Annotated in this window: 24 protein-coding genes and 2 tRNA genes; 13 read left to right on the forward strand and 13 right to left on the reverse strand. The window is 73.1% G+C overall.

What is annotated here, in order from left to right:
• Positions 1-24: 24 nt before the first annotated feature.
• From MUN78_RS08450 to MUN78_RS08475, 6 genes are all read left to right on the forward strand, one after another.
• Positions 25-627 carry a TetR/AcrR family transcriptional regulator gene (locus MUN78_RS08450; protein ID WP_244725757.1) on the forward strand — a complete coding sequence of 201 codons (603 nt, stop codon included), beginning with the start codon at positions 25-27 and terminating at the stop codon, positions 625-627.
• 98 nt (positions 628-725) lie between these two features.
• The gene (locus MUN78_RS08455; RefSeq protein WP_244689082.1) at positions 726-1,301 is read left to right on the forward strand and encodes an HhH-GPD-type base excision DNA repair protein; all 576 of its coding nucleotides are present in this window, start codon (positions 726-728) and stop codon (positions 1,299-1,301) included.
• Positions 1,298-2,251: a GGDEF domain-containing protein gene (locus tag MUN78_RS08460; RefSeq protein WP_244725759.1), complete on the forward strand. Its 954-nt coding sequence runs from the start codon at positions 1,298-1,300 to the stop codon at positions 2,249-2,251. The genes MUN78_RS08455 and MUN78_RS08460 overlap by 4 nt, the downstream gene beginning before the upstream one ends.
• A gap of 67 nt (positions 2,252-2,318) precedes the next feature.
• Positions 2,319-2,391: transfer RNA gene (locus tag MUN78_RS08465), tRNA-Arg, on the forward strand.
• 45 nt (positions 2,392-2,436) lie between these two features.
• Positions 2,437-3,645, forward strand: a complete 1,209-nt coding sequence (locus tag MUN78_RS08470) for an MFS transporter (protein ID WP_244725761.1) — start codon at positions 2,437-2,439, stop codon at positions 3,643-3,645.
• A 40-nt stretch (positions 3,646-3,685) separates the two neighbouring features.
• Positions 3,686-4,048: a hypothetical protein gene (locus MUN78_RS08475; RefSeq protein WP_244689088.1), complete on the forward strand. Its 363-nt coding sequence runs from the start codon at positions 3,686-3,688 to the stop codon at positions 4,046-4,048.
• A gap of 31 nt (positions 4,049-4,079) precedes the next feature.
• Here MUN78_RS08475 and def read toward each other — a convergent pair whose 3' ends face one another.
• Entirely contained in the window at positions 4,080-4,643 is a 564-nt protein-coding gene (gene def / locus MUN78_RS08480; RefSeq protein WP_244725763.1) for a peptide deformylase, read from the reverse strand.
• A gap of 111 nt (positions 4,644-4,754) precedes the next feature.
• Here def and orn point away from each other — a divergent pair, with 111 nt between their 5' ends.
• Positions 4,755-5,438 carry an oligoribonuclease gene (orn, locus tag MUN78_RS08485; protein ID WP_244725765.1) on the forward strand — a complete coding sequence of 228 codons (684 nt, stop codon included), beginning with the start codon at positions 4,755-4,757 and terminating at the stop codon, positions 5,436-5,438.
• 125 nt (positions 5,439-5,563) lie between these two features.
• Positions 5,564-5,636: transfer RNA gene (locus tag MUN78_RS08490), tRNA-His, on the forward strand.
• Between the two features lie 73 nt (positions 5,637-5,709).
• On the opposite strand, the gene MUN78_RS08495 is transcribed toward MUN78_RS08490, so the two are convergent.
• Both MUN78_RS08495 and MUN78_RS08500 read right to left on the reverse strand, forming a co-directional pair.
• Positions 5,710-6,660 (reverse strand): SDR family oxidoreductase, encoded by a 951-nt coding sequence (locus MUN78_RS08495; protein WP_244725767.1) that lies wholly within the window; start codon positions 6,658-6,660, stop codon positions 5,710-5,712.
• 55 nt (positions 6,661-6,715) lie between these two features.
• Positions 6,716-7,645, reverse strand: a complete 930-nt coding sequence (locus tag MUN78_RS08500; RefSeq protein WP_244725769.1) for an AraC family transcriptional regulator — start codon at positions 7,643-7,645, stop codon at positions 6,716-6,718.
• Between the two features lie 121 nt (positions 7,646-7,766).
• On the opposite strand from MUN78_RS08500, the gene MUN78_RS08505 reads away from it, so the two are divergent.
• From MUN78_RS08505 to MUN78_RS08515, 3 genes are read left to right on the forward strand one after another with little or no spacing between them, the layout of a single operon-like run.
• The gene (locus MUN78_RS08505; protein WP_244689097.1) at positions 7,767-8,114 is read left to right on the forward strand and encodes a metallopeptidase family protein; all 348 of its coding nucleotides are present in this window, start codon (positions 7,767-7,769) and stop codon (positions 8,112-8,114) included.
• A gap of 8 nt (positions 8,115-8,122) precedes the next feature.
• Positions 8,123-8,413: an ATP-dependent Clp protease adapter ClpS gene (gene clpS / locus MUN78_RS08510; RefSeq protein WP_244694021.1), complete on the forward strand. Its 291-nt coding sequence runs from the start codon at positions 8,123-8,125 to the stop codon at positions 8,411-8,413.
• Positions 8,410-9,165, forward strand: coding sequence for a DUF2017 family protein (locus tag MUN78_RS08515; protein WP_244725770.1), 756 nt, complete (start codon positions 8,410-8,412; stop codon positions 9,163-9,165). Before clpS ends, MUN78_RS08515 begins: the two co-directional genes overlap by 4 nt.
• Here the strand turns inward: MUN78_RS08515 and dinB are convergent.
• The gene (gene dinB / locus MUN78_RS08520; RefSeq protein ID WP_244689101.1) at positions 9,162-10,376 is read right to left on the reverse strand and encodes a DNA polymerase IV; all 1,215 of its coding nucleotides are present in this window, start codon (positions 10,374-10,376) and stop codon (positions 9,162-9,164) included. The genes MUN78_RS08515 and dinB overlap by 4 nt on opposite strands.
• 122 nt (positions 10,377-10,498) lie before the next feature.
• Here dinB and MUN78_RS08525 point away from each other — a divergent pair, with 122 nt between their 5' ends.
• Positions 10,499-12,292 (forward strand): glycerol-3-phosphate dehydrogenase/oxidase, encoded by a 1,794-nt coding sequence (locus MUN78_RS08525; protein ID WP_244725772.1) that lies wholly within the window; start codon positions 10,499-10,501, stop codon positions 12,290-12,292.
• Positions 12,289-13,803, forward strand: a complete 1,515-nt coding sequence (gene glpK / locus MUN78_RS08530) for a glycerol kinase GlpK (protein WP_244725774.1) — start codon at positions 12,289-12,291, stop codon at positions 13,801-13,803. Before MUN78_RS08525 ends, glpK begins: the two co-directional genes overlap by 4 nt.
• Positions 13,804-13,852: 49 nt before the next feature.
• Here glpK and gatB read toward each other — a convergent pair whose 3' ends face one another.
• The 9 genes from gatB to MUN78_RS08575 form a co-directional block, all read right to left on the reverse strand.
• Positions 13,853-15,367 carry an Asp-tRNA(Asn)/Glu-tRNA(Gln) amidotransferase subunit GatB gene (gatB, locus tag MUN78_RS08535; protein WP_244725776.1) on the reverse strand — a complete coding sequence of 505 codons (1,515 nt, stop codon included), beginning with the start codon at positions 15,365-15,367 and terminating at the stop codon, positions 13,853-13,855.
• Positions 15,367-16,902 carry an Asp-tRNA(Asn)/Glu-tRNA(Gln) amidotransferase subunit GatA gene (gene gatA, locus MUN78_RS08540; RefSeq protein WP_244725778.1) on the reverse strand — a complete coding sequence of 512 codons (1,536 nt, stop codon included), beginning with the start codon at positions 16,900-16,902 and terminating at the stop codon, positions 15,367-15,369. Before gatA ends, gatB begins: the two co-directional genes overlap by 1 nt.
• Positions 16,903-16,912: 10 nt before the next feature.
• Positions 16,913-17,248 carry an Asp-tRNA(Asn)/Glu-tRNA(Gln) amidotransferase subunit GatC gene (gatC, locus tag MUN78_RS08545; RefSeq protein WP_244725780.1) on the reverse strand — a complete coding sequence of 112 codons (336 nt, stop codon included), beginning with the start codon at positions 17,246-17,248 and terminating at the stop codon, positions 16,913-16,915.
• Positions 17,249-17,326: 78 nt separating this feature from the next.
• On the reverse strand, positions 17,327-18,013 hold the full coding sequence (locus tag MUN78_RS08550; protein WP_244689113.1) for a DNA-3-methyladenine glycosylase I: 687 nt from the start codon (positions 18,011-18,013) through the stop codon (positions 17,327-17,329).
• 127 nt (positions 18,014-18,140) lie between these two features.
• On the reverse strand, positions 18,141-20,588 hold the full coding sequence (gene ligA, locus MUN78_RS08555) for an NAD-dependent DNA ligase LigA (protein WP_244725782.1): 2,448 nt from the start codon (positions 20,586-20,588) through the stop codon (positions 18,141-18,143).
• Positions 20,589-20,597: 9 nt separating this feature from the next.
• Positions 20,598-21,773: a tRNA 2-thiouridine(34) synthase MnmA gene (mnmA, locus tag MUN78_RS08560; protein WP_244689117.1), complete on the reverse strand. Its 1,176-nt coding sequence runs from the start codon at positions 21,771-21,773 to the stop codon at positions 20,598-20,600.
• A 60-nt stretch (positions 21,774-21,833) separates the two neighbouring features.
• Complete coding sequence (locus MUN78_RS08565; protein ID WP_244725784.1) at positions 21,834-23,033, reverse strand: cysteine desulfurase family protein; 1,200 nt, start codon at positions 23,031-23,033, stop codon at positions 21,834-21,836.
• Between the two features lie 31 nt (positions 23,034-23,064).
• Positions 23,065-24,039: a tetratricopeptide repeat protein gene (locus tag MUN78_RS08570; protein ID WP_244725786.1), complete on the reverse strand. Its 975-nt coding sequence runs from the start codon at positions 24,037-24,039 to the stop codon at positions 23,065-23,067.
• Between the two features lie 29 nt (positions 24,040-24,068).
• Positions 24,069-26,066, reverse strand: coding sequence for a DUF8094 domain-containing protein (locus MUN78_RS08575; RefSeq protein ID WP_244725787.1), 1,998 nt, complete (start codon positions 26,064-26,066; stop codon positions 24,069-24,071).
• Positions 26,067-26,130 lie beyond the last annotated feature (64 nt).

Genomic DNA, 26,130 nt, shown 5'->3' on the forward strand with positions numbered 1-26,130 from the left:
CTCTGTACGTAAAGGAACCCGCTCATGCCCCGCGCCTCCGCCGCCGACGCCGCTCTGACCGCCCGCCGCCTCCTCGAGGCCGCCGCGGCGCTCTTCGGCGCCCGCGGATTCGCCGACGTCGCCCTCGACGACGTGGCGCGAGCCGCCGGGGTCACCCGGGGCGCGGTCTACCACCACTACGGCAGCAAGACCCGGCTCTTCGCCGCGGTCGTCGAGCACCTGCAGGCGCACGTCGCTGCGGCGATCGTCGCGGCGGCCGCGGACCCCGGGGCGGGCGGGCGCACCGCGGGTCCCGAGGAGCGGCTGCGGGCGGGCTCGCACGCCTTCCTCGACGCGGTCACCTCGGACCGCACCGTGCGCGTCCTCCTCATCGACGCGCCCGCGGTCCTCGGCTGGCAGGAGTGGCGGCGCCTCGACGCGGAGCACGCGATCGTCGAACTCCGCGATGCGCTCGCCGACGTCGGCATCGCGGATGACCTCCGCGACGCGCTCGCCGCGCAACTCTCCGGGGCGATGAACGACGCCGCCCTCTGGATCGCGCAGCACGACGATCCCGAGACCGCTCGGGCCCGCGCGCATGCCGCGCTCAACCGCCTGCTCGCCGCGGCGCTCATCGCGACGGACTGATCCGCAGCCAGCGTATGCGCGACGCGCGCGATGCTCGTTCACGCGATTCCACGATCCGATGCCGTGAGAATCCCGCGACCTTTTGGCAGACTGGTCGCATGACCGAGATTCGCCTCACCGACGACGCCGCGGCCGACGCCCTGCTGACCGACAATCCGCTGGCCCTTCTCATCGGCATGCTCCTCGACCAGCAGGTGGCGATGGAGACCGCCTTCGCCGGACCGCTGAAGATCCGCGAGCGGATCGGCGGGCTCGACGCCCGCACGATCGCGGAGTGCGATCCCGAAGAGTTCGCCGCCGCGTTCAAGCAGACCCCTGCGGTGCACCGCTTCCCGGGCTCGATGGCGGGACGGGTGCAGGCGCTCTGCCGCACGCTCCTCGAGGAGTGGGACGGCGACGCGGCCGCGATCTGGACGACGGACGAGCCGGACGGACCGACGGTCCTGCGCCGCCTGCGCGCGCTCCCCGGCTTCGGGGAGCAGAAGGCGAAGATCTTCCTCGCGCTGCTCGGCAAGCAGCGCGGCTTCGCGGGAGCGGGCTGGCGGGCGGCCGCAGCCCCCTACGGCGAGGAGGGCTCCTTCCGCAGCGTCGCCGACATCACCTCCCCCGAGACGCTGCTCAAGGTGCGGGAGACGAAGCGCGCCGCGAAGGCCGCGGCGAAGCGGCCCGCGTGAGCGAGGGAGTCGCGGCGGTGAACGGCGCGGAGGCGTTCGCGCGCTCCGCCGAGCAGGTCGTCGCCTACCTCAACGCGCACACGCCGCTCACCGACTGGTCGGTCTCGCGCGTCGCCCACGGCGAGCAGATCCACGTGCACGTGCATCACGATCGGATCCTCAACGTCGGCGACCGGGTGTCCTGGAACGAGTCCTTCTGCAGCCGGATGTCGGCCGGCGCGGCGCACGTCGTGCGCGACTCGCGCGCCGACCCCGACTACGCGGATCTCGAGGTCTCCGAACGCGTCGGCTCCTACGCGGGGTACGCGATCTCCGACGACGACGGCGCGTTCTTCGGAGTGCTCTGCGGGGTCAGAGAGGCGCCGCTCGCCGCCGACGAGACCGTCGACGAGGAACTCGTGCGATTGCTGAGCGAGCTGCTCTCATCGCAGCTCCGGCTCTCCCGCGGGATCGATCGGGGCCGCCGCTCGGCCGAGATCGCCGAGGCGCTCGCGCACTCGGACGCCCTCACCGGCGTGCTCAACCGGCGGGGATGGGATCGCCTCGTCGCCGATGCGCAGGAGCGGGTGGATGCGTTCGGCGACCCCGTCGCCGTCGCGGTCGTGGACCTCGACGGGCTCAAGGCGGTGAACGACACCGAAGGGCACCGTGCCGGCGACGCACTCATCGCCCGCGCCGCCGCGACGCTCTCGGGCGCCTGCGCTGCCGCGCACCGGATCGCGCGGATCGGCGGGGACGAATTCGCGATCCTCGCGAGCGGCGTCGTGTCCTCCGAACTCGACAGCGGTTTCGCGGGGTTCCGCGCGGCCCTGCGCCGCGCCGGCGTCGCGGCGTCGATCGGCTGCGCGGCCGCGATCCCCGGGGTCACGAGCGTCGAGGACGCCATCGCCGCCGCCGATCGCGCGATGTACGCGAGCAAGCGCGCCCACCGAGGCGCCGGGGCGCGCTGAACCGCACTCGGGCGCGGTGCCGCCGCGCACGAGGCGGGAGCGGTCCGCGGTGTACGCTTGACTGGCCGCCTCCGTAGCTCAGTGGATAGAGCAACGGCCTTCTAATCCGTCGGTCGCAGGTTCGAATCCTGCCGGGGGCACTCCGGAACACCGCACCGCGCTCCGCGCGAGAAGGGATGCATCGCGTGCGCGCCGCCTCCCGCCCCCGGCTCCCCTTCGAGGTCTGGGCCCTCGTCGCCGGCGGCTTCACCGTCGCCCTGGGCTACGGCGTCGTCGCGCCGGCCATCCCCCAGTTCGCCCTCGAGTTCGGCGTCTCCAGCTTCGCCGCATCGGCGATCGTGAGCGCCTTCGCCCTCATGCGCCTCGTCTCGGCGCCCCTCGCGGGTTGGACGGTCGGCAGATTCGGCGAGCGGCGCACCTACACCGTCGGCATCCTCATCGTCGCGGCCTCGACGGGGGCCGCCGCCCTCGCCGCGAACTACGCGCAGTTCGTCGTGCTGCGCGGCATCGGCGGGATCGGTTCGGCCATGTTCACCGTGGCCGCGACGGCGCTCCTCATCAAGGTGAGCCCGCCGGACGCGCGCGGGCGCGTCGCGAGCCTCAACGCCGCCGGCTTCCTCCTCGGCGGACTCCTCGGGCCGGTGTTCGGCGGTCTCCTCGCCGTGTTCGGGCTGCGCGCGCCGTTCGTGTTCTACTTCTTCACCCTCATCGCCGCCGCGGCCGTCGTCGCCGTCGCGCTGCGGCGCTCCCGCAACGCGGCGAGCCCGGCCGCGGCCGCGGCCGACGCCCCCGAGGCGATGGCGCTGTGCGAGGCCTGGCGCGTGCCGCAGTACCGGGCCCTCCTCCTCTCCGTCTTCGCGTTCGGCTGGTCCTCCTACGGCGTCCGGGTCTCGGTGATCCCGATCCTCGTCGCGGTCGCCTTCCACGGAGATGCGGGGACGGCCGCGTGGGTGCTCGCCGCCTACGCGGCGGGCAACGCGATCCTCATCTTCCCCTCGGGGCGCTGGAACGACACCGTCGGCCGCAAGCCCATGCTCGTCATCGGCTGCGCGATCCTGGTCGTCACGTACCTGGCGGTGCCCGCCGCACCGAGCCTTCCGCTGCTGTTCGCGGTGATGCTCGTCGCCGGAGCCGGCTCCGCGCTCGTGAACCCCGGCCAGCAGGCGGTGCTCGCCGACGTGCTCGACGGGCGCCGGGGCGGCAGCGTCGTCGCCGCGTACTCGATGACGAGCGACCTCGGCGGGGTCATCGGTCCGCTCGTCGCCGGAGCCATCGTCGACCTCGCGGGCTTCGGCTGGGCATTCGCCGTCACCGCCTGCCTCATCGCCGTCGCGCTGGTCGCCTGGACCGTGCTCCCCGACTCCCGGCGGATCACCGGCCGAGCCGCGGGCTGACCGCTCGCGAGTCTCCCGTGCGGCTGCGTACAGTGGAGGCATGGCACGCATCGTCGCACTCAACTACCCGGCGGCCATCCCGGTCGGCCACGCCGTCGAGATCACCGAGTTCGCGGACACCCGCCCGGAGCGGAAACGGACGCGCGACCCGCGTTTCGAGGCATGCGCCGCACCCGCGATCGTCGATCTCGATACCGGGATCCGCTACATGAACCACGCGCACGCCTCCATCGCGGGCAACGGCGGCAACAGCTTCCGGGCCAACCGCTACCCCCTCGCCCCGCTCCCCTCGCTCACCGTCGAGCGGGTCTGGCGGGCGCGCGTCACGGCGTGCACGCTCGTGATGGTCGAGGGACTCGAGTCCCAGCACACGATGCTGGAGCTCGACGCGCCCTCGGGCTGAGCACCCCACCACGCGGACGCGCTCCGAGGACTCAGTCCTCGAGGTGGTCCACCCCGGGCAACCAGCTGAGGCCCGGCTTGCCCCATCCGTTGCGCCGCTGCGCCTTCTGGGCGCCCCGATTCTCCGGGTGGACGAGACGGTCGACGTAGAGCAGCCCGTCGAGGTGGTCGTACTCGTGCTGCAGGATCCGGGCGAACCAGCCGCTCGCCCGAACCTCGAACGGTTCGCCGTCGACGTCCTGCGCCCGCAGCAGCGCGCGCGGCGAACGGCGCAGCGCGAAGCGCTCCCCCGGGAACGAGAGGCAGCCCTCGACCTCCTCCTCCCCCGGCAGGCCCGGCTCGAGCGGCGCGATCCAGAGCTCCGGATTGACGGCGACCCCGCGAGACGCGGCCTCGTCCTGATCCTCGTACATCCAGACGAAGACCCGCGCGTCGACCCCGACCTGCGGCGCGGCCAGCCCCACGCCGGGCGCCGCGATCGTGGTCTCGAACATGTCGTCGACGAGGCGCCGCAGCCCCGCATCGAACTCGGTGACGGGCGCGGCGGGACGGTGCAGCACGGGCTCACCGGAGATCACGATCGGAAGAACAGCCATGGCATTCAGCTTACGGGCGCGGCCCCGGCCCGGCGAACCGGGCGGGCGCCTCGGTAGGATGGGGCGATGCCCGGCGGATCGTCCCCGGGCCGGGAGTACCGAGGAGACAGCGTGTCGAACACACCGGCGGAACAGATCGTCTGGATCGACTGCGAGATGACCGGCCTCGACGTCGACCGGGACGGCCTCTGCGAGATCGCGGTGATCGTCACGGACTTCGCGCTCGCGCCCCTCGACCCGGGCTTCGAGATCGTCATCCACCCCGGCGCCGAGGCGCTCGCCCACATGAACGACTTCGTGCGCGGCATGCACGAGCACTCGGGGCTGCTCCCCCGCATCGAGACCGGCGCGAGTCTCGCGGAGGCCGAGGAGCAGGTGCTCGCCTACCTCGCGCGCTTCGTGACGGCCGGCCGCCGCCCCCTCGTCGCGGGCAACACCATCGGCATGGACCGCCGCTTCATCTCCAAGTACCTGCCGAAGCTCGACGAACGTCTGCACTACCGCAGCATCGACGTCTCGACGATCAAGGAGCTCAGCCGGCGCTGGTACGCCCCCGCCTACTTCGGCGCCCCGGAGAAGCGCGGCGGCCACCGGGCGCTCGCCGACATCGCGGAGTCGATCCAGGAGCTCGCCTACTTCCGCTCCGCCGTGATGGTCGACGGTCCCGGACCCGACAAGGCCGCCGCGGCGGCGCTGTCCCACGCGGCGAGCGAACGCTACGCCCCGCTCATCGACGGCCCGTCCGCATCGGCGGGCGAGGCGCCCCTCGTCGCGGACGACTCCCCCGCCGCCTGAGCTCGACGCGCCGGTCCCGGCTCTCGCACGGAGGCGACCGCCCCGGTGTGTCGCGATTGGTGCGGGGCGCAGCGCATGGGCTATGATCGTGGGGTTGCCTCATCCGGAAGGATGCGGTCAGCATGGTGGCTATAGCTCAGTTGGTAGAGCACCGGCTTGTGGTGCCGGTGGTCGCGGGTTCAAGTCCCGTTAGCCACCCCGAGAGACCCGGCCTGCGGATCGTGCGAGCGATCCGCAGGCCGGGTCTTCTGCGTTCGAAGCGTTCGTTCGATCACCCGCCCGCGGGCGCGAGGCGCCGACCCGTGAGATCCTCCGAGAGCCGCCAGATCCGCGCCGCGTCCTCCGGCGAGCGCAGTCTGCCGAAGAGCGCCTGCCTCGCCGGCGGCCCGCCCAGGTGCCGGAAGCCGCTCGGGCCGAAGAGGCTCCCGCTCTCGGCATCGGGCACGGTCGCCGCCAGGAGCGCGGGCAGCCCGGCGGACTCCACCGTGCCGAAGACGAGACCGCGCGCCGACAGCGTGCGGATCACCGCGCGCAACGGCGTCTCGCGGCCGCGTCCGAGCTCCGGACGCGCGGCCAGCAGATTGGTCGGGGCGACCCCGGGGTGCGAGAGGCTGCTCGTGATCCCCCATCCGCCCGCGCGACTGCGCCGATCGAGTTCGAGCGCGCAGAGACCGAGTGCGATCTTCGACTGGCTGTAGGCGCGTCGACCGTGGTAGGAGCGCTCCCAGTTCGGGTCGCCCCAGTTGATCCCGTGCTGATCGGCCGCGACGCTGATCTGCGAGACGACGCGCGCCCGACCGGCGATGAGCAGCGGAAGCAGCTCGGCCACGAGCGCGAAGTGTCCGAGGTGGTTCGTGCCGAACTGCAGTTCGAAGCCATCCGCCGTCTCCTGGCGCTCCGGCGGCGTCATGACCCCGGCGTTGTTGATGAGCAGGTGGACGGCGCGCCCCTCGGCGCGCAGCGCCTCGCCGAGGGCCGTGACGGAGGCGAGCGAGGACAGGTCCAGACCGCGCGTCGAGACCAGCGCCCCGGGTGCGGTCTCGCGGATCGCGGCGAGCGCGGCGTCCCCCTTGCGCGCGTTCCTGACGGGAAGCACCACCTCGGCGCCGGCCGCGGCCAGGCGCGCGGCGATGCGCAGCCCCATGCCGTCGCTCGCCCCTGTGACGACGGCGCGCCTTCCGCGCAGATCGGGGATCTCGATATCCGTGATGCCGCGCGCCATGTTCGCCCTCCGTCCGGATCGTGGGTGCCAGCCTAGCGCGACGCACGCCGAAGGGTCAGCGCTCCGCGTCGGCCGCCCCGCGCTCGGCCCCGCGCCCCGCGCGCGCGGCGTCCCGGCGCTCCCCGCGCTCGACGGGCAGCCAGAGCTCCGTCGTGGCCGTGCGGAAGTCCTCGGACCGTTCGAGCACGGCGACGATGGAGGGTCCGGGCCGGAGGCACCAGGACGTCGAGGGGAACCACTCGGCCGCGGAGGCGGCGTAGCACTCCTGTAGAGCAGCGGGATACGGCCCGCTCGCGCGGAAGACGACCCAGCTCCCCGCCGCGACCTCGAGGACGTCGAGGTCGTCGGGCGCGCGCGTCGCCGCGCCGAGCGCGACCCCGTGCAGGTAGGTGAGCTCGCTGCCCTCCGTGAAGTCGGGGTCGACGTCGTCGCTCACCTGGAGCAGGCCGGCGGGCTCGCCGTCGCCGAGCGCGCGCAGCCGGGCGTGCTCCTGCGCCGGAAGCGCGGCGATGTGCGCCTGGATGTGCGGGTTGATGCCCCGGTGGATGAGCGGCACCCGGGCCGCGTGCCCGGCGAGCCGGAAGGCCGGGCGTTCGACGATGCGTGCGTCCATGGCGGTGTTCCCTTCGACGGTCAGGCGAAGCCTGATTCTGGATTGCGTGCGGAGCGGCCCGCCTGCGCGACGCACCTCTCCGGGACTCGCCCCGTGCACGGCGCGGAAGGCGCGGCCGAAGGCCTCGGCGGAGCCGTAGCCGTAGCGCACCGCGACCTCCAGCAGCGGAGCCCCGCCCTGCACCTCGGCGGCGGCGAGCGTCATCCGCCGCCGGCGCACGTACTCCGACAGCGGCATCCCGGTCAATGACGAGAACATGCGTCTCAGGTGGTACGCGGTCGTGCCCGCCCGAGCGGCGATCACGTCGAGGTCGGGTCCGGCCGTCGGACGCTCCTCGACGGCGGCGATGAGGGTGTTGAGTGCGGCGATCACGGCGCCTCCTTTCACCGACAAGCCTGCACCGCCGAGAGCGCGGGCGCCCGACTTTCGCGGTTCGATACGATCGGGCGACGGCTCCCTCGGATTCCGAGGCTCGTCTGTGTAGGGTGAAGACATGCTCGAGTTGTCGCATGAGGAGTTCGAATCGCTGGTCGCCGACGGCCTCGACTCGCTGCACGACGACATGCTCGAGCAGCTCGACAACGTCATCTTCCTCGTGGAGGATCGCCCCGCGGACGGCAGCGACATCCTGGGCGTCTACGAGGGCTTCTCCCTCGCGGAGCGGGGCGTCTACGGCTACGGCGAGGAGCCGGATCGGATCATCCTCTTCCGCGAGAACCTGCTCGCCCATTGCGCCGACGCCGAGGAGCTCGCAGCCGAGATCCGCATCACCCTCGTCCACGAGATCGCGCACTTCTACGGCATCACCGAGGAGCGCATCCACGAGCTCGGATGGGGGTGAGCGCGATCATGGACGCCACGCGGACGGACCGGGACGCGGACGGTCGGCTGCTCTCGGCCGAACGGGTGTGGCAGACCGTGGTCTGGGACGACCCGGTCAACCTCATGTCGTACGTCGCGTACGTCTTCCAGACGCACTTCGGCTTCGCGAAGGAGCACGCGGAGGAACTCATGCTCCGCGTCCACCACCGCGGGCACGCGGTCGTGGCGGAGGGCGGACGGGAGGCCATGGAGATGCACGTGGAGGCGATGCACGGCTACGGACTCTGGGCCACGGTGCGCCAGGCGGGGGAATCGTGAAGCTCCTCCCCGTCCCGGGCGAGGGACTGCGGATCCTGCTCGAACACGACGAGGCCGTCATGCTCGACCAGCTCATCACGCAGCTCACCCAGCTCCTCGAGAGCCACAGCGGCACCGCGCTCGATCCCGATCCTCTCTTCGCGAGCCTCGAGGTGGGCGGCTCCGACCTCACGCCGGAGGACCCGGCGCTCGCGCGCCTCTTCCCCGACGCCTACACGGGCGACGAGGATGCGGGGCAGTTCCGGCGCGTGACGGAGCAGGGCCTCCTCAATCGCAAGCTGCAGGACGCGATGCACGTCACCTCGGCGCTCGGGGTCCGGGATCACGAGACTCCAGACGGCGGCGGCTTCGTCGAGGTCGAGATCACCGCCGAGACGATGCCGCCCTGGGTGCGGACCGTCACGGCGCTGCGGCTCGCCATCGCGGCGCGGATCGGGCTCGACGAGGCCGAGGACCACGACCGGCTGCTCGCGGACGAGGAGACCCGCGGCACCGTGCTCGTCTTCGACTGGCTGGCCGCGATCCTGGAATCGGTGCTGACCATCATGGCGGCCGAACCGGGCGAGCCGCTCCGGCTCGGCGGGGGGCTCGATGCCGACGCGGATCTCGAGACGAGCGCGGATCCCGAGGAGGGTGCGGATCCCGAGACGAGCGCGGATCCCGAGGGGGACGCGGATCCCGAGACGGACGCGGATCCCGAGGGCGACGCGGATTCCGCCGAGGGCGGCGACGGCGCCGAGGGCGACCGTTAGACCGGTGGCTCGAGCGAGCGCGGATCGACGACGTCGCCCCTCCCGGTGAGGAGGCTCGCGGAGGTCACGCCGCCGGCGCCGAAACGGCCGCGCACCTCGTCGACTGCCGTGTCGACCGCGCGCCAGCCCTCGTCGTCGCTCCACAGCGACGCCGGTTCGCTGCCCTCCGGAATGAGCTGCTCGGCGCGCACCCCGATGAGCCGCACCGGGCGGGAGCCCGGCAGGGCGGCGAAGAGCTCGCGCGCCGTCGCGCTGATCCGCCGGGTCGCATTCGTCGGCTCCGCGAGCGTGCGCGAGCGCGTCACGGTCTCGAAGGACTCCCAGCGCACCTTGATCGACACCGTGCGCGCCTCGAGCCCGGCGGCCCGCAGCCGCTCCCCCGTGCGCGTCGCGAGGCGGAGCAGTTCCCGCTGGAGTACGGCGGGGTCGACGACGTCCCTCGGGAACGTCTCCTCGTGGCCGATGCTCTTCTCGACCCTGCGGGTCTCAACGGCGCGGGCGTCCCTCCCGTGGGAGAGATCGTGGAGCTTGCGAGCGCTCGCCTTGCCGATGATGCGCTCGAGCGCCGGCAGCGGCTCGGCCGCGAGATCCGCCACCGTGCGGATGGCGCGCGACTCCAGCGCGCGGGCCGTGGCCTGCCCGACGCCCCACATGGCGCGCACCGGCAGGGGGTGCAGGAAGTCGAGGGTGCGCTCGGGCGGGATCTCGAGGATGCCGTCGGGCTTCGCGCGCTGCGACGCGAGCTTCGCCACGAACTTCGTGCCCGCGAGACCGACCGATGCCGGGAGCCCCGTGCGCTCGCGCACCCGGACGCGCAGCTGCCGCGCGATCTCCGCCGGCGGACCGAACAGCCGGATCGACCCGGCGACGTCGAGGAAGGCCTCATCGATGCTCAGCGGCTCGACGAGGGGCGTGAACTCCTCGAAGATGCGCATCACGGCGCGGGAGGCGGTGCGGTACTTGTCGAAGCTCGGCGGCAGGAGCACGAGTTGCGGGCACAGCCGCTTCGCCTGCGCGACGGGCATGGCCGAGCGCACGCCGAAGCGCCTGGCCTCGTAGCTCGCGCTCGAGACGACCGAGCGGGACGTGTCGTGCGCCGCGGCGACGGGGCGCCCCCGCAGCTCCGGCCGCTCGAGGAGCTCGACGGAGACGAAGAAGGAGTCCATGTCGACGTGCAGCATCGAGGCGACTGTCCGCTCCGCGTGCTGCATGCCTCTATTGCATCACACGCCGCCGACATCCGCGGCGCGAGCGGCGTGCGCCCGTGCCTCGCCCGGCGCGCATCTTGTAGCGTGGAGGCAGCGCGTCCACCCGCGCGGAAAGGCAGGCCGCCATGCCCCGTCGCACCGCCTCCGAGCGCCGGGACTCCGTGTCCCGGCTGATCGACCGACCGGCCGCCGACGTGCTCATCATCGGCGCCGGCATCAACGGCATCGCGACGTTCCGCGAGCTCGCACTGCAGGGCGTCGACGTCGCGATCGTCGACCGCGGCGACTTCGTCTCCGGGGCCTCCGCCGCCTCCAGCCACATGGTGCACGGCGGCATCCGGTATCTGGAGAACGGCGAGCTCCGCCTCGTCCAGGAGGCGGTGCAGGAGCGCAACCGCCTGATCCGCAACGCCCCGCACTACGTGCGACCGCTGCGCACCACGATCCCGATCTTCTCGACCTTCTCCGGCGTCCTCGCCGCACCGTTCCGGCTGCTCGTCACCCACGGCCGCGGTCGACCCCGGGAGCGCGGCGCGCTCCTCATCAAGGTCGGACTCGTCATCTACGACCTCTTCTCGCGCGGCGGCGGCCGGGTGCCCCGCCATCGCTTCCACGGTCGCGCGGCCTCCCTCGCGCAGCTGCCGCGGCTCAATCCGGCGCTCAAGTACACCGCGACGTACTACGACGCGTCGATGCACGATCCCGAGCGGCTCGCGCTGGACGTGCTCTTCGACGGCGTCGCGGCCGGAACCGCGCGCGCGGGGCGTCCCGCGACCGAGTCGACGGCTCGCGCCGCGAACTACACCGAGCTCGTCGGCTTCACCGACGGCCGCGCCCGACTGCGCGATGCCGGCACCGGCGAGGAGTTCGACTTCGCCGCGCGCGTGATCGTGAACACGAGCGGTCCGTGGACGGACCTCACGAACGCCGCCCTCGGCCGCCCGACGGCCTACATGGGAGGGACGAAGGGCTCGCACATCGTGCTCGAGCATCCCGAGCTGCACGCCGCGACCGGCGGACGCGAGATCTTCTTCGAGCACTCGGACGGGCGCATCGTGCTCATCTACCCGCTCAAGGACCGGGTCATGGTCGGCACCACGGACATCGACGCCGACCCGCGCGAGGACCCCGTGTGCACCGACGCCGAGATCGACTACTTCCTCGACCTCGTCGGGCACGTCTTCCCCACGATCCCCGTCGCGCGCGAGCAGATCGTCTACACCTTCTCCGGCATCCGCCCGCTCCCCCGGCACGACGACACCAACCCGGGTTTCGTCTCCCGCGACTACCGCATCGAGCACGGCTGGCTGGGCGACGTCCGCACGCTGAGCCTCGTCGGCGGGAAGTGGACGACGTTCCGAGCGCTCGCCGAGCATCTCGGGGACGAGGCGCTCGCCCTGCTCGGCGCGAGACGGCGCGCCGGGACGCGCACGACCGTCATCGGCGGCGCCGCGGGGTACCCCCAGGACCGCTCGGCGCGCCGCATCTGGATCGCGAAGCACGGTCGGGGCCACGACCCGGAGCTCGTCGAGCGGATGCTCGACCGCTACGGCACGAAGGCGGCCGATATCCTCGCGGCGCTCCCCGATCCGACCGGGGATCTCGGCGAGCTCCCCGCCGTGCCCGGGTACTACGCCGCCGAGATCGCGCACCTCGCCGAGCAGGAGGAGGTGCTGCACCTCGACGACCTGCTGCTGCGGCGCACCTCCCTCGCCTTCCGCGGCGGGCTCGGGCGGGAGAGCCTCGAGCAGCTCGCCGCCGCCGCGGCCGGCGCGCTCGGCTGGGACTCGGCGCGCTGCACCGCCGAGACGGATCGCGCAGAGGCGCTGCTCCGTCGGGCGCACCGGGTGGGGCTCGGCACGACCGGCCCGCTCCCCGAACCCGGGATCGCCGCGGGGGCATCGGGAGGTCGGGCATGAGCGACTACGTCCTCGCCATCGATCAGGGCACCACCTCGAGCCGTGCCATCGTCTTCGACCGCTCCGGCCGGGTCGTCTCGGTCGGCCAGCAGGAGCACGAGCAGTTCATGCCGCAGCCCGGCTGGGTCGAGCACGACGCGATGCAGATCTGGCAGCACGTGCAGGAGGTGATCGGCACCGCGCTCGGCAGGGCGGACCTCACGGGTCACGACATCGCCGCCGTCGGCATCACGAACCAGCGCGAGACGGCGGTGGTCTGGGATCGGCGCACCGGGCTCCCCGTGCACCGCGCCATCGTGTGGCAGGACACGCGCACCCAGGACATCGTGGATCGTCTCGCGGCGGACGGCGGCACGGATCGCTTCGCTCCGATCACGGGGCTTCCGCTCGCGAGCTACTTCTCCGCCTCCAAGATCGCGTGGATCCTGGAGCACGTCCCCGGGGCCCGGGAGCGCGCGGAGGCCGGCGAGCTGCTCTTCGGGACGACCGACAGCTGGGTGCTCTGGAACCTCACCGGCGGCCCCGAGGGCGGCGTGCACGTCACCGACGTCACGAACGCGTCGCGGACGCTGCTCATGGACCTCCGGACGCTCGCATGGCGGGAGGATCTGCTCGAGGCCTTCGGCATCCCCGCGGCGATGATGCCGGAGATCCGCTCCTCCTCTGAGGTCTACGGGGTCGCGGAGACGTCGTCCCTGCTGCGCGGCACCCCGATCGCGGGCATCCTCGGCGACCAGCAGTCGGCCACCTTCGGACAGGCGGCGTTCTCCGCGGGCGAATCGAAGAACACCTACGGCACCGGATGCTTCCTCATCTTCCAGACGGGCGAGGAGATCGTCCACTCCGCGAACGGGCTCATCACGACGGTCGCCTTCCAGCTCGGCGACGGGCCGGCGCACTACGCGCTCGAGGGCTCGATCGCGGTGACGGGATCGCTCATCCAGTGGCTGCGCGACCAGCTCGGGCTCATCCGCTCCGCGCCGGAGGTGGAGCAGCTCGCGCGGACGGTGCCGGACAGCGGCGGGGTCTACTTCGTGCCGGCGTTCTCGGGCCTCTTCGCCCCCTACTGGCGCCCCGACGCTCGCGGAGCGATCGTCGGGCTCACGCGCTATTCGAACCGGGGGCACATCGCGCGCGCCGCGCTCGAGGCGGTCGCCTTCCAGACGCGCGACGTGCTCGACGCGGTGAACGCGGACGCGGGGGTGCCGCTCACGGAACTCCGCGTGGATGGCGGCATGGTCGCCAACGAGGCCCTCATGCAGTTCCAGGCCGATCTGCTCGGCGTCCCCGTGGTGCGGCCGGAGGTGACGGAGACGACGGCCCTCGGGGCCGCGTATGCGGCGGGCCTCGCCGTCGGCTTCTGGTCGGGGCTCGACGAACTGCGCGGAAAATGGCGGGAGGATCGCCGCTGGGAGCCCGCCCTCGATCCGGCCGAGCGCGAGCGCCGCGTGCGTGCGTGGCGGAAGGCCGTGACGAAGTCCATGGACTGGGTCGACGACGACACCGTCTGAGACGGAGCCGCCCGGGGACGCGCCGACCGCGCGCCCCCGGTCCGGCGCGCTACGCCCCGGCGCGCTCCAGCACGATCTCGCGCACCTTCGCCGCATCCGCCTGCCCGCGCATGGCCTTCATCACCGCGCCGATGATGGCGCCGGCGGCCTGCACCTTGCCGTCGCGGATCTTCGCGAGGACGTCGGGCTGCTCGGCGAGCGCCGCGTCGACGGCCGCGATGAGCGCGCCGTCGTCGGAGACGATCGCGAGGCCGCGGGCCTCGACGATCTCGGCGGCGGTGCCCTCGCCGTCGATCAGGCCGGCGATGACCTGCCGCGCGAGCTTGTCGTTCAGCGTGCCCGCATCGACGAGCGCCACGACCGAGGCGAGCTGCTCGGGCGTGATCAGCTCGGCCGGGGCGGCCGAGCGCTCCTTGGCGATGCGGGCGATCTCGCCCATCCACCACTTGCGCGCGGCCTGCGGCGCGACGCCCGCGGCGACCGTGGCCTCGATGTCACCGATGAGGCCCGCGTTGACGACGTCCTGGAACTCGAGGGCCGAGAAGCCCCACGCCTCGCGCAGCCGGCGTCGGCGGAGCGTCGGATGCTCGGGGAGCGCCGCGCGCAGCTCCTCGACCAGCTCGCGCGACGGCGTGAGCGGGGCGAGGTCGGGCTCGGGGAAGTAGCGGTAGTCGTCCGCGTCGCTCTTGGGCCGTCCGGGCGAGGTCTCCCCCGTATCCTCGTGCCAGTGCCGCGTCTCCTGCGTGATCGCCCCGCCCTCGCTGAGGATCTGCGCCTGGCGCTGGATCTCGAAGCGCACGGCGCGCTCGACCGACCGCAGCGAGTTCACGTTCTTCGTCTCCGTGCGGGTGCCGAGGACGCGCATCCCGGCGCCCTCGTTGCCGCGCGGACGCAGCGAGACGTTGGCGTCGCAGCGGATGTTGCCGCGCTCCATCCGCGCATCCGAGATACCGAGGGCCACGACGATGTCTCGGATGGTCGACACGTAGGCCGCCGCGATCTCGGGCGTATCGGCCTCACCGCCGAAGATCGGACGGGTCACGATCTCCACGAGCGGCACACCGGCCCGGTTGTAATCGACGAGGGAGTACTCGGCGCCCTGGATGCGGCCGGTCGAGCCGCCGACGTGGGTCAGTTTGCCGGCGTCCTCCTCCATGTGCGCACGTTCGATCGGCACGTGCACGACGCGGCCGCCGGCGAGCTCGATCTCGACGGATCCGTCGAAGGCGATCGGGTCGTCGTACTGCGAGATCTGGTAGTTCTTGCCCATGTCCGGGTAGAAGTAGTTCTTCCGGGCGAAGCCCGAGCGCTCGGCGATCTCGCAGCCGAGCGCGAGGCCCAGGCTGATCGAGGAGCGCACGGCCTCGTGGTTGAGGACGGGCAGGGAGCCGGGGAGTCCGAGGCACACCGGTGCGAGGTTCGTGTTCGGCTCCGAGCCGAAGACGTTGGGCGCCGTGCTGAACATCTTCGTCTGCGTGTTCAGCTCGACGTGCACCTCGAGGCCGATCACGGGTTCGAAGAGCTCGAGCGCGCGCTCGAAGTCCATGAGCTTCGTCTTCGCCATCAGTTCGCCGCCTTTCCGGCTCGGGCCTGCGCAAGGGACGGGGACTGCGCCCAGAACGGCGCCCCGTCGCGCTCCGCGATGAGCTGCTCGATCGCCGCGCCCGCCCGATAGAGCCGGGCATCCTCGAATGCCGGGGCCATGAGCTGCAGGCCGACGGGGAGGCCGTCCTCCTCTGCCGTGCCGATCGGCAGGCTGAGCCCGGGGATCCCGGCGAGGTTCGCCGGGATCGTCGTGGCGTCGTTGAGGTAGTCCTGCATCGGGTCGCCGCCGTGCGCGCCGAGTCTCCAGGCGGTGGTCGGCGCCGTGGGGGTCGCGATGACGTCGACGCGCACGAACGCCTCGGCGAAGTCCCGCTGGATCAGCGTGCGCACCTTCTGGGCGCTGCCGTAGTACGCGTCGTAGTAGCCCGCGGAGAGGGCGTAGGTGCCGAGGATGATGCGCCGCTTCACCTCGGGGCCGAAGCCCGCGGCCCGCGTCTCGCTCATCACGCCCTCGACGGTGCCGCCGCCCTCGGGCACCACTCGCAGACCGAAGCGCACCGAGTCGTACTTCGCGAGGTTGCTGGAGGCCTCGGCCGGGAGGATGAGGTAATAGGCGGCGACGGCGTACTCGAAGTGCGGCGCGTCGATCTCGACGATCTCGGCCCCCTGCGCGGCGAGCAGCGCGAGCGTCTCGGCGAAGCGCGCCTGCACGCCGGGCTGCACCCCGCCCTGCATCAGCTGGCTGACGACGCCGACGCGGAGCCCGCGCAGGGACTCGGGATCGGCGCCGCCTCGAGCCGCCTCCGCCATCGACGGCCAGGCGAAGTCGAGCGAGGTGGAGTCGTGCCGATCGTGGCCGGCGACGACGTCGTGCAGCAGCGCCGTGTCGAGGACCGTGCGGGCGCACGGCCCGATCTGGTCGAGCGAGGAGGCGAGCGCGATCGCCCCGTAGCGGGAGACGCCGCCGTACGTCGGCTTCACCCCGACGGTGCCGGTGAGCGCCGCGGGCTGCCGGATCGAACCGCCCGTGTCGGAGCCGAGGGCGAGCGGCGCCTCGAACGCGCCGACCGCGACGGCGGAGCCGCCGCCCGAGCCGCCCGGCACGCGATCCTCGCCCCACTGGTTGCGGGTCGGTCCGTAGGCGGAGTTCTCCGTGGAGGAGCCCATCGCGAACTCGTCCATGTTGGTCTTGCCGATGTTCACGAGCCCCGCGGCGCGCGCGCGGGCGACCGCCGTGGCGTCGAACGGCGACCGATAGCCCTCGAGGATCCGCGAGCCCGAGGTCGCGGGCATGTCGGTCGTGACGAGCACGTCCTTGATCGCGAGGGGAACGCCCGCGAGCGGGCCGAGGTCCTCGCCGGCGGCGCGGCGGGCGTCGATGTCCCGCGCTGCGGCGAGGGAGACCTCGGGATCGGTCGCGAGGAAGGCGTGCAGCGCGCCGTCGGCCTCGGCGATGCGGTCGAGGTGGGCCTCGGCCGCCTCGACCGCGGAGACCTCCGTCGCCGCGAGCTTCGCGGCGAGCTCCGCCGCGGTCCAGGTGATGAGTTCGCTCATGCTCCGCCCCCTACTGCTCTTCGCCCAGGATGGACGAGACCCTGAACATGCCGTCGGCCGCATCGGGCGCGTTCCGCAGCGCCTGCTCGCGCGTGAGCACATCCGATACCTCGTCGGGGCGCGTCACGTTGTCGAGCGGGATCGGGTGGCTCGTCGCGGGGACGTCGTCCCCCGCGACCTCGCGCACCTTCGCGACATTCGCGAGGATCGAGTCGAGATCGGTCGTGAGCGAGGCGAGCTCGGACTCGGTGAGGGCGATCCGGGCGAGGCCTGCGAGATGCTGCACGGTCTCCGCCGTGATCTCGCCGCTCGCCGCGGCGCGTTCCGCCGCAGGGGTTTCAGGCATGCTGCTCCATCGTGATTGGGGAGTGGATTGCGCGGTCGCGGCGGGCCCGGACGGGCCGCCGCGACGGACCCCACCATCCTACCGAGCGCTCCCCGCGGCCGCGGCACCGGCGAGCTCCGGGAAGGGCACTGCTCGCGCGGTGCGGCTGCCATCGGCGTTCCACAGCCCCGAGCACCCCCGACGGTGGCTCGACACGAGGTGCTCGTCGACGATGCCGATCGCGGTCATCAGCGCGTAGACGGTGGTCGGCCCGACGAAGGCGAAGCCGCGGCGTTTGAGCTCGCGGGCGAGCTCGAGCGACTCCGCCGATGCGCTGCCCACCTCGGCGTCGTTCCGGGGCGCGGGCGAGCGTTCGGGGCGGAACCCCCAGACGAGGCGGGCGAGGTCGGTCCCCTGATCGCGCAGCGCGAGCGTCGCCCGCGCGTTGCCGATCGTCGCGAGGATCTTGCGCCGATTGCGGATGATGCCGGCATCCGCGAGGAGCCGCTCCACATCCGCCTCGCCGAATGCGGCGACCCGCTCGGGATCGAAGCCCGCGAACGCATCGCGGAAGCCCTCGCGCCGCTGCAGGATCGTCAGCCAGGACAACCCGGACTGGAAGGCCTCGAGGGACAGCCGCTCGAAGACGCCCGTCTCGTCGGTCACGGGCATGCCCCACTCGACGTCGTAGTAGACCGTGAGGAGCGGGTGCTGCTCGGCCCAGGCCGCGCGTGTCGGCGGGGCGGTCGCACGGACGTCGGGGGCTTCGGGGGCGACTGCGGGCATGGCTCGTCCTTTCGGGAGTGCTGCGCCCCATCCGGGACCGCTGTCGATCCCCGCAGGTTTCCAGTCTATGTTCGGGGCGTTGCCCCTGAGATGGGTATGAATGATCTGTGGATAACTCCGGACGAGGTCACTCCCCCGCGGCGCCCTCCTCGTCCCCGGCTTCGCTCTCCGCGTCTGCCGCTGCGGCTCCGCCATCGGCGCCCGCCGCATCCGCCGAGGGCGCAGCGCCCAGCCCGAGGGCATCCGGCCCCTCGGTCACGAGCAGGGCGAACTGCGCCGCGTCGAGCACGGGGATCCCGAGCTCCTCGGCCTTGCCGAGCTTCGAACCCGCACCGGGGCCCGCCGCGACGAAGTCGGTCTTCTTCGACACGCTGGAGGCCGCCTTGCCGCCGGCCTGGATGATGGCCTCCTTCGCGCCGTCCCGGGTGAAGCCGTCGAGCGACCCGGTGGCGACGACGGTGAGCCCCTCGAGCACGCCGCCGGCCGCGACGGCGGCGCCGGGACCCGGGTGGCCCGGCGTCGACCACTGCACGCCGGCGGCCGCCCATCGCTCGACGATCTCCAGATGCCAGTCGACGGCGAACCAGGCGTGCAGTGACTCGGCGATCGTCCCGCCGACCCCGTCGACCTCGGAGAGCTCGTCGACCGTCGCCGCCCGGATGGCGTCGAGGGAGCCGAACCTCTCGGCGAGCGCGCGTGCGGCGACCGGCCCGACGTGGCGGATGTTCAGGGCGACGAGGAGCCGCCAGAGCGGCTTCGACTTCGCCCGTTCGAGCTCGGCGAGCAGCGTGCCGGCATCCTTGGAGGGCAGGACCTCGCGATGATCCTTCTTGACCCCGGCGGCCCGCCGCGCCGCGGGGCTCGCGTCCTCCCAGCCCGGAGGATAGCTCGCGGGTCCGAGGCGCTGGAACGGCGCCCGGCGGCGGGGTGCACCGGTCTCCTCGTCGACGACGGGTTCCCCGGTCTCGCTGTCGCGCACCACGACGACGATGGGGACGAGCTCCTCGAGCGTGAGATCGAAGAGCCCCGCCTCGGTCTCGAGCGGAGGCTCCGCGGGCACCTCGGGCTGGGTCAGCGCCGCCGCCGTGATCTCGCCGAGCACCTCGATGTCGAGGCCGCCGCGCGAGCCGATGTGCTCCACGCGGCCCCGCACCTGCGCCGGGCAGGCGCGGGCGTTCGGACAGCGCAGATCGATGTCGCCGTCCTTCATGGGGCGCAATGCGGCGTCGCACTCCGGGCAGCGCTCCGGCATCCGCCATTCGCACTCGCTGCCGTCGCGCAGCTCGACGACGGCGCCGAGCACCTCGGGGATGACGTCGCCGGCCTTGCGCAGCACGACGGTGTCGCCGATCCGCACGCCCTTCGCCTGCACCACCTGCTGGTTGTGCAGCGTCGCCTGTCGCACCGTCGAGCCGGCGACCTTCACCGGCGCCATCACGGCGTAGGGGGTCGCCCGCCCGGTGCGCCCCACGCCCACGCGGATGTCGAGGAGCCTGGTGTGCACCTCCTCCGGCGGGTACTTGTAGGCGATGGCCCACCGCGGCGCGCGGCTCGTCTCCCCGAGCTCGGCGTGGAGCTCCAGCTCGTCGACCTTCACCACGATGCCGTCGATCTCGTGCTCGACGTCGTGCCGGTGCTCGCCCCGGTCGACGATGAAGTCGGCGACCGCCTCCGCATCGTCGAAGACGCGCGAGTGCGGCGACACGGGCAGCCCCCAGTCCCCGAGCAGCCGGTACGCGTCCGACTGGTTCTCGAAGCCGGGGTGCGACCAGGCCCCGATGCCGTGGACGTAGAGCGCCAGGCGTCCGAGGCGCTCGCGCATGAGCGCGAGCTCCGCGGCATTCTTCTTCTCGGCGCGCTGCCGCAGCGAACCGGCGGCAGTGTTGCGGGCGTTGGCGAACTCCGGGAAGCGGATGGGGATCTGCTCCTCGGCCCGCCCCTTCGCGCGCTGCTCGGCGGCGAACTCCGCCTGCAGCTCGTGCTGGCGCTCGTTCAGCGCGAGGAAGTCCTCGCCCCGCAGGAAGACCTCGCCCCGCGCCTCGAAGAACTCCGGGATGCCCTCCCCCGTCAGCTCGCGCGGGATCGCGGGGATGAGATCGACGTTCTCGGTGATGTCCTCGCCCACCGTCCCGTCGCCGCGCGTCGTCGCCGTCTCGAGCACGCCCCGCCGATAGGCGAGGCTGATGGCGAGGCCGTCGATCTTGAGCTCGGTGAGCCAGCGCACCGGCCGCCCCGCCGCCTGCAGCGTCTTCGCCGCCCACTCGCGGAACTCGTCGAGGGAGAACACGTTGTCGAGGCTCAGCATGCGCTCGGCGTGTGTGTGCTCCGGGAACCCCGCCGAGACCACGGCGGCCCCCACGTCCCGCGTCGGGCTGTCCTGGCCGGCGAGCTCGGGGAAGGCGCGCTCGAGCGCCTCGAGCCGGTGGAAACGGGCGTCGTACTCCGCATCGGAGACGAGGCTCGTCGCCTCCGAGTAGTAGGCCAGCCGCAGCCGCTCGATCTCTGCGGTGAGCGCCTCAACCTCCGCGCGCGCGGCGTCGAAGTCGGCGGGCGGATCCAGCGGGTTCTCGTTCACGCTCCCAGTCTAGAGAGCACCGACGACATCGGCCCGCTGCTGCGCGGGCAGGGCGCGATCGATCGTGAACTGCCCGAGCACGCGGCTGCCGAGATAGAGCACCGCCGTCTGCCCGGGCGCCACGCCGAGGAGCGGTTCGGCGCGCTCCAGATCGACGTCGACGACGATCTCCCGGCTCGCTCCGGCCCGATGCTGCTCGGTCCGCTCCGCCTCGGCGATCGGGACGAGGCGCGCCCGCGCGGGCACGGGGTCGGCATGGGCGCGGATCTGCACCTCGCACGCGAACGCCTCGGCCGGATCGAAGCCCGGTTCCCCCGCCCAGCTGAATCGTCCGCCGGCGATCGTGCCGATCGCCAGCCGCTCCTGCGGGCCGACCACGACCTCGTTCGAGACCGGGCGGATCGAGAGCACGTATCGGGGGCGCCCGTCGGCGGATGGGCGGCCGAGCTGCAGGCCGCGCCGCTGGCCCACCGTGTAGCCGTGCGCGCCGTCGTGGCGCCCGACGACCGCGCCTGCCTCGTCGAGGATGTCCCCCGGGGCGCGCCGGACGTGCTCCGAGAGCCAGCCGCGGGTGTCCCCGTCGGGAATGAAGCAGATGTCGTGGCTGTCGGGCTTCTGCGCGAGCTGCAGCCCGCGCTCGGCCGCCTCCGCGCGCACGAGATCCTTCGACGGAGTGCTCCCGAGCGGGAAGTAGCAGTGGGCGAGCTGCGGCTCGGTGAGCACGCCGAGCACGTAGGACTGGTCCTTGGCCCAGGCGCTCGCCCGATGCAGCTCGCGACCGTTCGGCCCGTCTGCGAGCGTCGCGTAGTGGCCGGTCGCGACGGCGTCGAAGCCGAGCGCGATCGCCTTGTCGAGCAGCGCGGCGAACTTGATCTTCTCGTTGCACCGCATGCAGGGGTTCGGCGTGCGGCCGGCGGCGTACTCGGCGATGAAGTCGTCGACGACGTCCTCCTTGAACCGCTCGCTGAGATCCCAGACGTAGAAGGGGATGCCGAGCAGATTCGCCGCGCGACGTGCGTCCATCGCGTCCTCGACCGTGCAGCAGCCGCGCGAGCCCGTTCGCAGCGTTCCCGGCATGCGGCTGAGCGCCAGGTGCACGCCGACCACCTCGTGTCCGGCGTCGACCGCGCGCGCGGCCGCCACCGCGGAATCGACTCCGCCGCTCATCGCCGCCAGCACCTTCATTCCCCCCAGTGTAGGCGAGCCGGCTGGGCCCCGGCTCCGGGGCCGGCTCCGGGGCCCGGCTCAGCTCAGGCCGGCGGCCCTGGCGCGGGCGAGCGCATCGGGGAGGGCGTCGAGCAGCGCGTCGACCTCGGAGTCGCGGGTCTCGGCGCCGAAGGTGAAGCGCAGCGCCCCGGCCGCCGCGCCCTCCGGCACCCCCATCGCGAGCAGGACGTGCGAGGTCTCCGCGACGCCCGCACGGCAGGCCGAGCCGACCGAGACCGACACCCCGGCGGCGTCGAGCAGGAAGACGAGCGAGTCGCCCTGGCAGCCGGGGAAGGTGAAGTGCACGTTGCCCGGGAGCCGCGGATCGGCGTCGCCGCCGGGTTCGGGACCGCGCAGCGCGGCGCCCGGGTCGATGCCGCGGATGCCGGCGATCAGCCGGTCGCGCAGCGCGCGCATGCGGGCGATGCGCTCCGGCCGGGGCCGCACGGGCGAGGCGGGATCCTGCGAGTTCTCGAGCGCCGCCGCGAACGCCACGGCCCCGGCGACATCCTGGGTGCCGGATCTGGCGCGCTGCTGACCGCCGCCGTGCAGCAGCGGCTCGGCGGCGGTGCGCCGGCCGAGCAGGAGCGCGCCGACGCCGACGGGCCCGCCGATCTTGTGGGCGGAAACGCTGAGCGCGGCCGCTCCCGAGGCGTGGAAATCGACCGGCACCTGTCCGAGCGCCGAGACCGCGTCGACGTGCGCCGGGATCCCCGCGGCCTCAGCGATCGCGCACAGCCGCGCGACGGGCTGCACCGTCCCCACCTCGTTGTTCGCCCAGAGGAAGCTGAGGAGCGCGATGCGCTCCCTCCCGATCCGGTCGATCGCCGCTGCGAGGGCCTCGGGGGCGAGCCCGCCCTCCGCTCCGATCGGCAGCGTCGCGAGCTCGGCGCCCTGGGCGTCGCGCAGCCACTCGGCCGCTTCGAGGGTCGCGTGGTGCTCGCCCTCGGCGATGAGGACGACGGGCCCGGCGCCGGCGCGACGGCGAGCCCAGTAGACGCCCTTGATCGCGAGGTTGATCGCTTCGGTCCCCCCCGCCGTGAGCACCGTCTCGGCGCGGTCGCCGCCGAGCGCCGCCGCGATCCGCTCGCGCGCGGACTCGAGCGCCTCCCCCGCGCGCTGCCCGTGCCCGTGCGTCGACGCCGGATTCCCGACGAGCCCGAGGGCGTCGAGAAACGCCTCGCGCACGGCAGCGGGCATCGGCGACGTCGCGGCGTGATCGAGGTACGCGCCGCTCATCGCACTCCGCCCCGCGCCGCCGTCGCCGGCATCAGTAGAGCAGATTGGCGAGCCGGCCGCGCGCGGCGATCACGCGAGGATCGGCGACGCCCACGACCTCGAAGAGTTCGAGCAGGCGCTCCCGGATCCGCGCGCGGTCGGCGTCCTCCGAGGCTGCGGCGAAGAGATCGAGCAGGCGCAGGAAGGCGTCCTCGACGTGCCCGCCCGAGACATCGAGGTCCGCGACGCCGAGCTGCGCGTCGACCCCGTCGGGGTGCTCCGCCGCGGCGCTCCTGATCCCCTCCGCGGTCGTCCCGTCGAGGCGCTGGAGCAGTCGCATCTGCACGAGCGCCGCACGCGCCTCCGCGTCGGCCGGCGCCTTCTGCAGCACCGCCTCCCACTCCGCGACGGCCGCCGCGTAGTCGCCGCGCTCCGCCGCCTCGACGGCCGCGAGATGCGCCGGCGGGATCACCGGTTCGGCGGGCTCGCTCGGCGCATCGGCGTCCGCCTCGGGCGCGTTCACCCGGCCGGTCACGCCGTGCTGCTCGGCCAGCTGCACGAGCTGCGCGAGGAGCTCCCTGAGCTGCTCCGCCGATGCGGCTCCCTGGATGAGCGGGACGGGGCGGCCCCCGACGAGCGCGACGACCGTGGGGACGACCTGCGCCTGGAAGGCCTGGGCGAGCCCGGGATTCGTCTCGGCCTCGACCCTCGCGAGGAGCGCGCGGCCGGCGAGGGCGCGCACCGCCTCCTCGAGCAGGGGCGCGAGCTCCTGCGAGGCGGGGCTCGCGGCCGACCACAGCTCGACGACCACCGGCACGACCGTCGACAGCTGCGCCGCCTGCTCGAACCCGGCCTCCGTGACCTCGAGCACGAGCGACGGCACGTCGACGACCTGACCCGCCTGGCCCGCCGGGGCGCCCGGGCCGCTCCCCGGCGCGCCGACGGGCGACCCGGTCTGGCCGCGCCCGGCGAGGTGGCTGAGGTCGATCCCGCCGCCCGGGATCCGCTCCGGCATCTGCTGCGTCATGTTCGTTCCGTTTCCCCTTCGAGGTGTTCCTAGTTCGTCACGCCGACGAGTTCGCTCGTCACGCCGAGCAGCTGGATCTTCGATCCGTCCGTTTTGCTGGGCACGTAGAAGAGCATCTGGTGCGCGACCTGCTGCACCAGCCGTTCCTGCTCGCCCTCGAGGCCTGAGAGCGCCGTGACGGCGTCCTTCGCCTGCGGTTTGTAGCGGCCGCCCGCGGCGTCGACCACCTGCTCCTCGATCACCGTCGTGGCGACGAGCGCACCGCCCGTCCCCGTGGAGAGCGCCGTGATCGGCTCGTCGCCCTGCCGCGCGGTGACCGAGAAGGCCATCGTCTGCTCCTTCTCGTCCGATTGCTGCTGCGACTGCTCCGCCCGGGCCTTGCCGTAGTTCTCGAGCAGCGTGTCCGTGCCGAGGTCGAAGGACTCCGCCTCGGGAATGTCCGTACCGTTCTGCAGCACTGCCGCGTACGCCGCGCCGACCTGATCGGGCTGCAGCACGAGCGTTCCGGTGTCCCCCGCGAGCACGGCCGTGCCCTCCTCCGCCGGAGCGGCCTGCGGCATCGAGATGCCGCCGCGGAGCGCGACGACGCGCGACACGTGGAAGTTCTCGTGCGGGTTCTGCTGCGTGAGCACGAGCGCGAGCGACGGCGACGACTCGGAGTCCTCCGTCGTGGCGGCCTCGCCGTTCGCCTCGCCGGCGATCTCGGGCGTTTCGCCGTCGACCTCCTCGCCCGCGGGCTCCTCGACGGCGCCCGAGGAGGACGCGACGGTCACGAACACCGTTCTCGGCCAGGTCTCGGTACTCTGCACGAGCTCGTAGTCGAGCGCCTCGTCGGTGATGCGCGGCGGGATCACGCCGTACTCGGGCATGGCCGCGCGGATGGTGTAGTTGGCTGCGCGCTGCTCGAGGGCATCGCCCGTGAAGCGGGCGTCGAGCGCGGCGGCGTCGAAGGAGTCGTCGGCCTCCCCCGAGACCGCCGCGACGTCGGCCACGATGCGGTCGAGCTGCCCCTCGGTCACCGGCACCGGTGCGATGCCGCTCGCCGGCTCCTCGGTCTGCTCCGGGGCGGGCTCGTCGCCGAAGGCGGGCCAGTAGCTCGCCGAGCAGCCGGTGAGGCCGACGGCGACCGCCAGCCCGAGCGCCGGGAGGGCGAGCCGGCGCGTCGCACGCGCGCTTCGGGTGGCGCGGCCCGGGGCCGCCTCGGCCTCGGGAGACGCCGGCGGCGTCGTGGAGCTCGCGCTGCGATGCGCACGCCGGCCGAAGAGGTTGCGGATGCCGAGCAGCGGACCCTTGCGACCGCGCCGCGGGCCGAGCCCTCGGCGATCGTGATCGATCGCGAGGAGGTAGAGCACGCCGCCAGCGAGCGCGAGCAGACCGCCCCCGACGAGGAGCGGGCCGGCCCAGGGAGTCTCGCGGTCCTGCGCCCACACCACCGATGCGTCCGCCGGCAGCGGGTCCGTGCCCGTCGACGCGATGAGCACCGACTGCCCCTCCGACAGCGCGACCGGCACGCGCAGCGTCTGCGCCTCGGTGCCGCTGCCGCGCTCGTCGATGGAGCGCTCGCTCAGCCACAGATCGCTGCCGCGGGGATCGAGGCCCGCCGCATCCTCCATGGGGGCCTCTGCGGCCGTGTCGTCCGCCGGGGCCGCCGTCTCCGGGGCAGCGGTCTCCGGGGCAGCCGTCGTCGGCGTCGAGTCCTCGGTGGCAGGGGCCACGAGCGCGCTCAGCATCCGCTGTCCCAGCGCATCGACCGTCAGCTTGGCGTGCGAGTACGGCTCGGTCCAGGCCTCCACGTCGCGCGTCGCCCCCGTCGCGACGAAGGCGTCGGCGCCCCGCACGACCACGTTGGCCTGGCCGGGGAGTTTCGCCAGCTCCCCCGCGTCGAGCACGGCGAAGCCCGTCTCGGACTGCGTGTCGATCGCGATGCCGATCTCCGAGGGGCCGGCGAGGAACGTCCGCTGTCCGATGCCCAGCAGGAGCAGGACGCCGGAGAGCACGAGCGCTGCGATCGCGAGCACATATCGCACGGGGGTCTCCTTCAGTTCATGTCCCCGCCGCGGCGTCCGCTCCGGGATCGGGCGAGCGCGGCGG

Source organism: Leucobacter allii, assembly GCF_022919155.1.
Classification (GTDB): domain Bacteria; phylum Actinomycetota; class Actinomycetes; order Actinomycetales; family Microbacteriaceae; genus Leucobacter; species Leucobacter allii.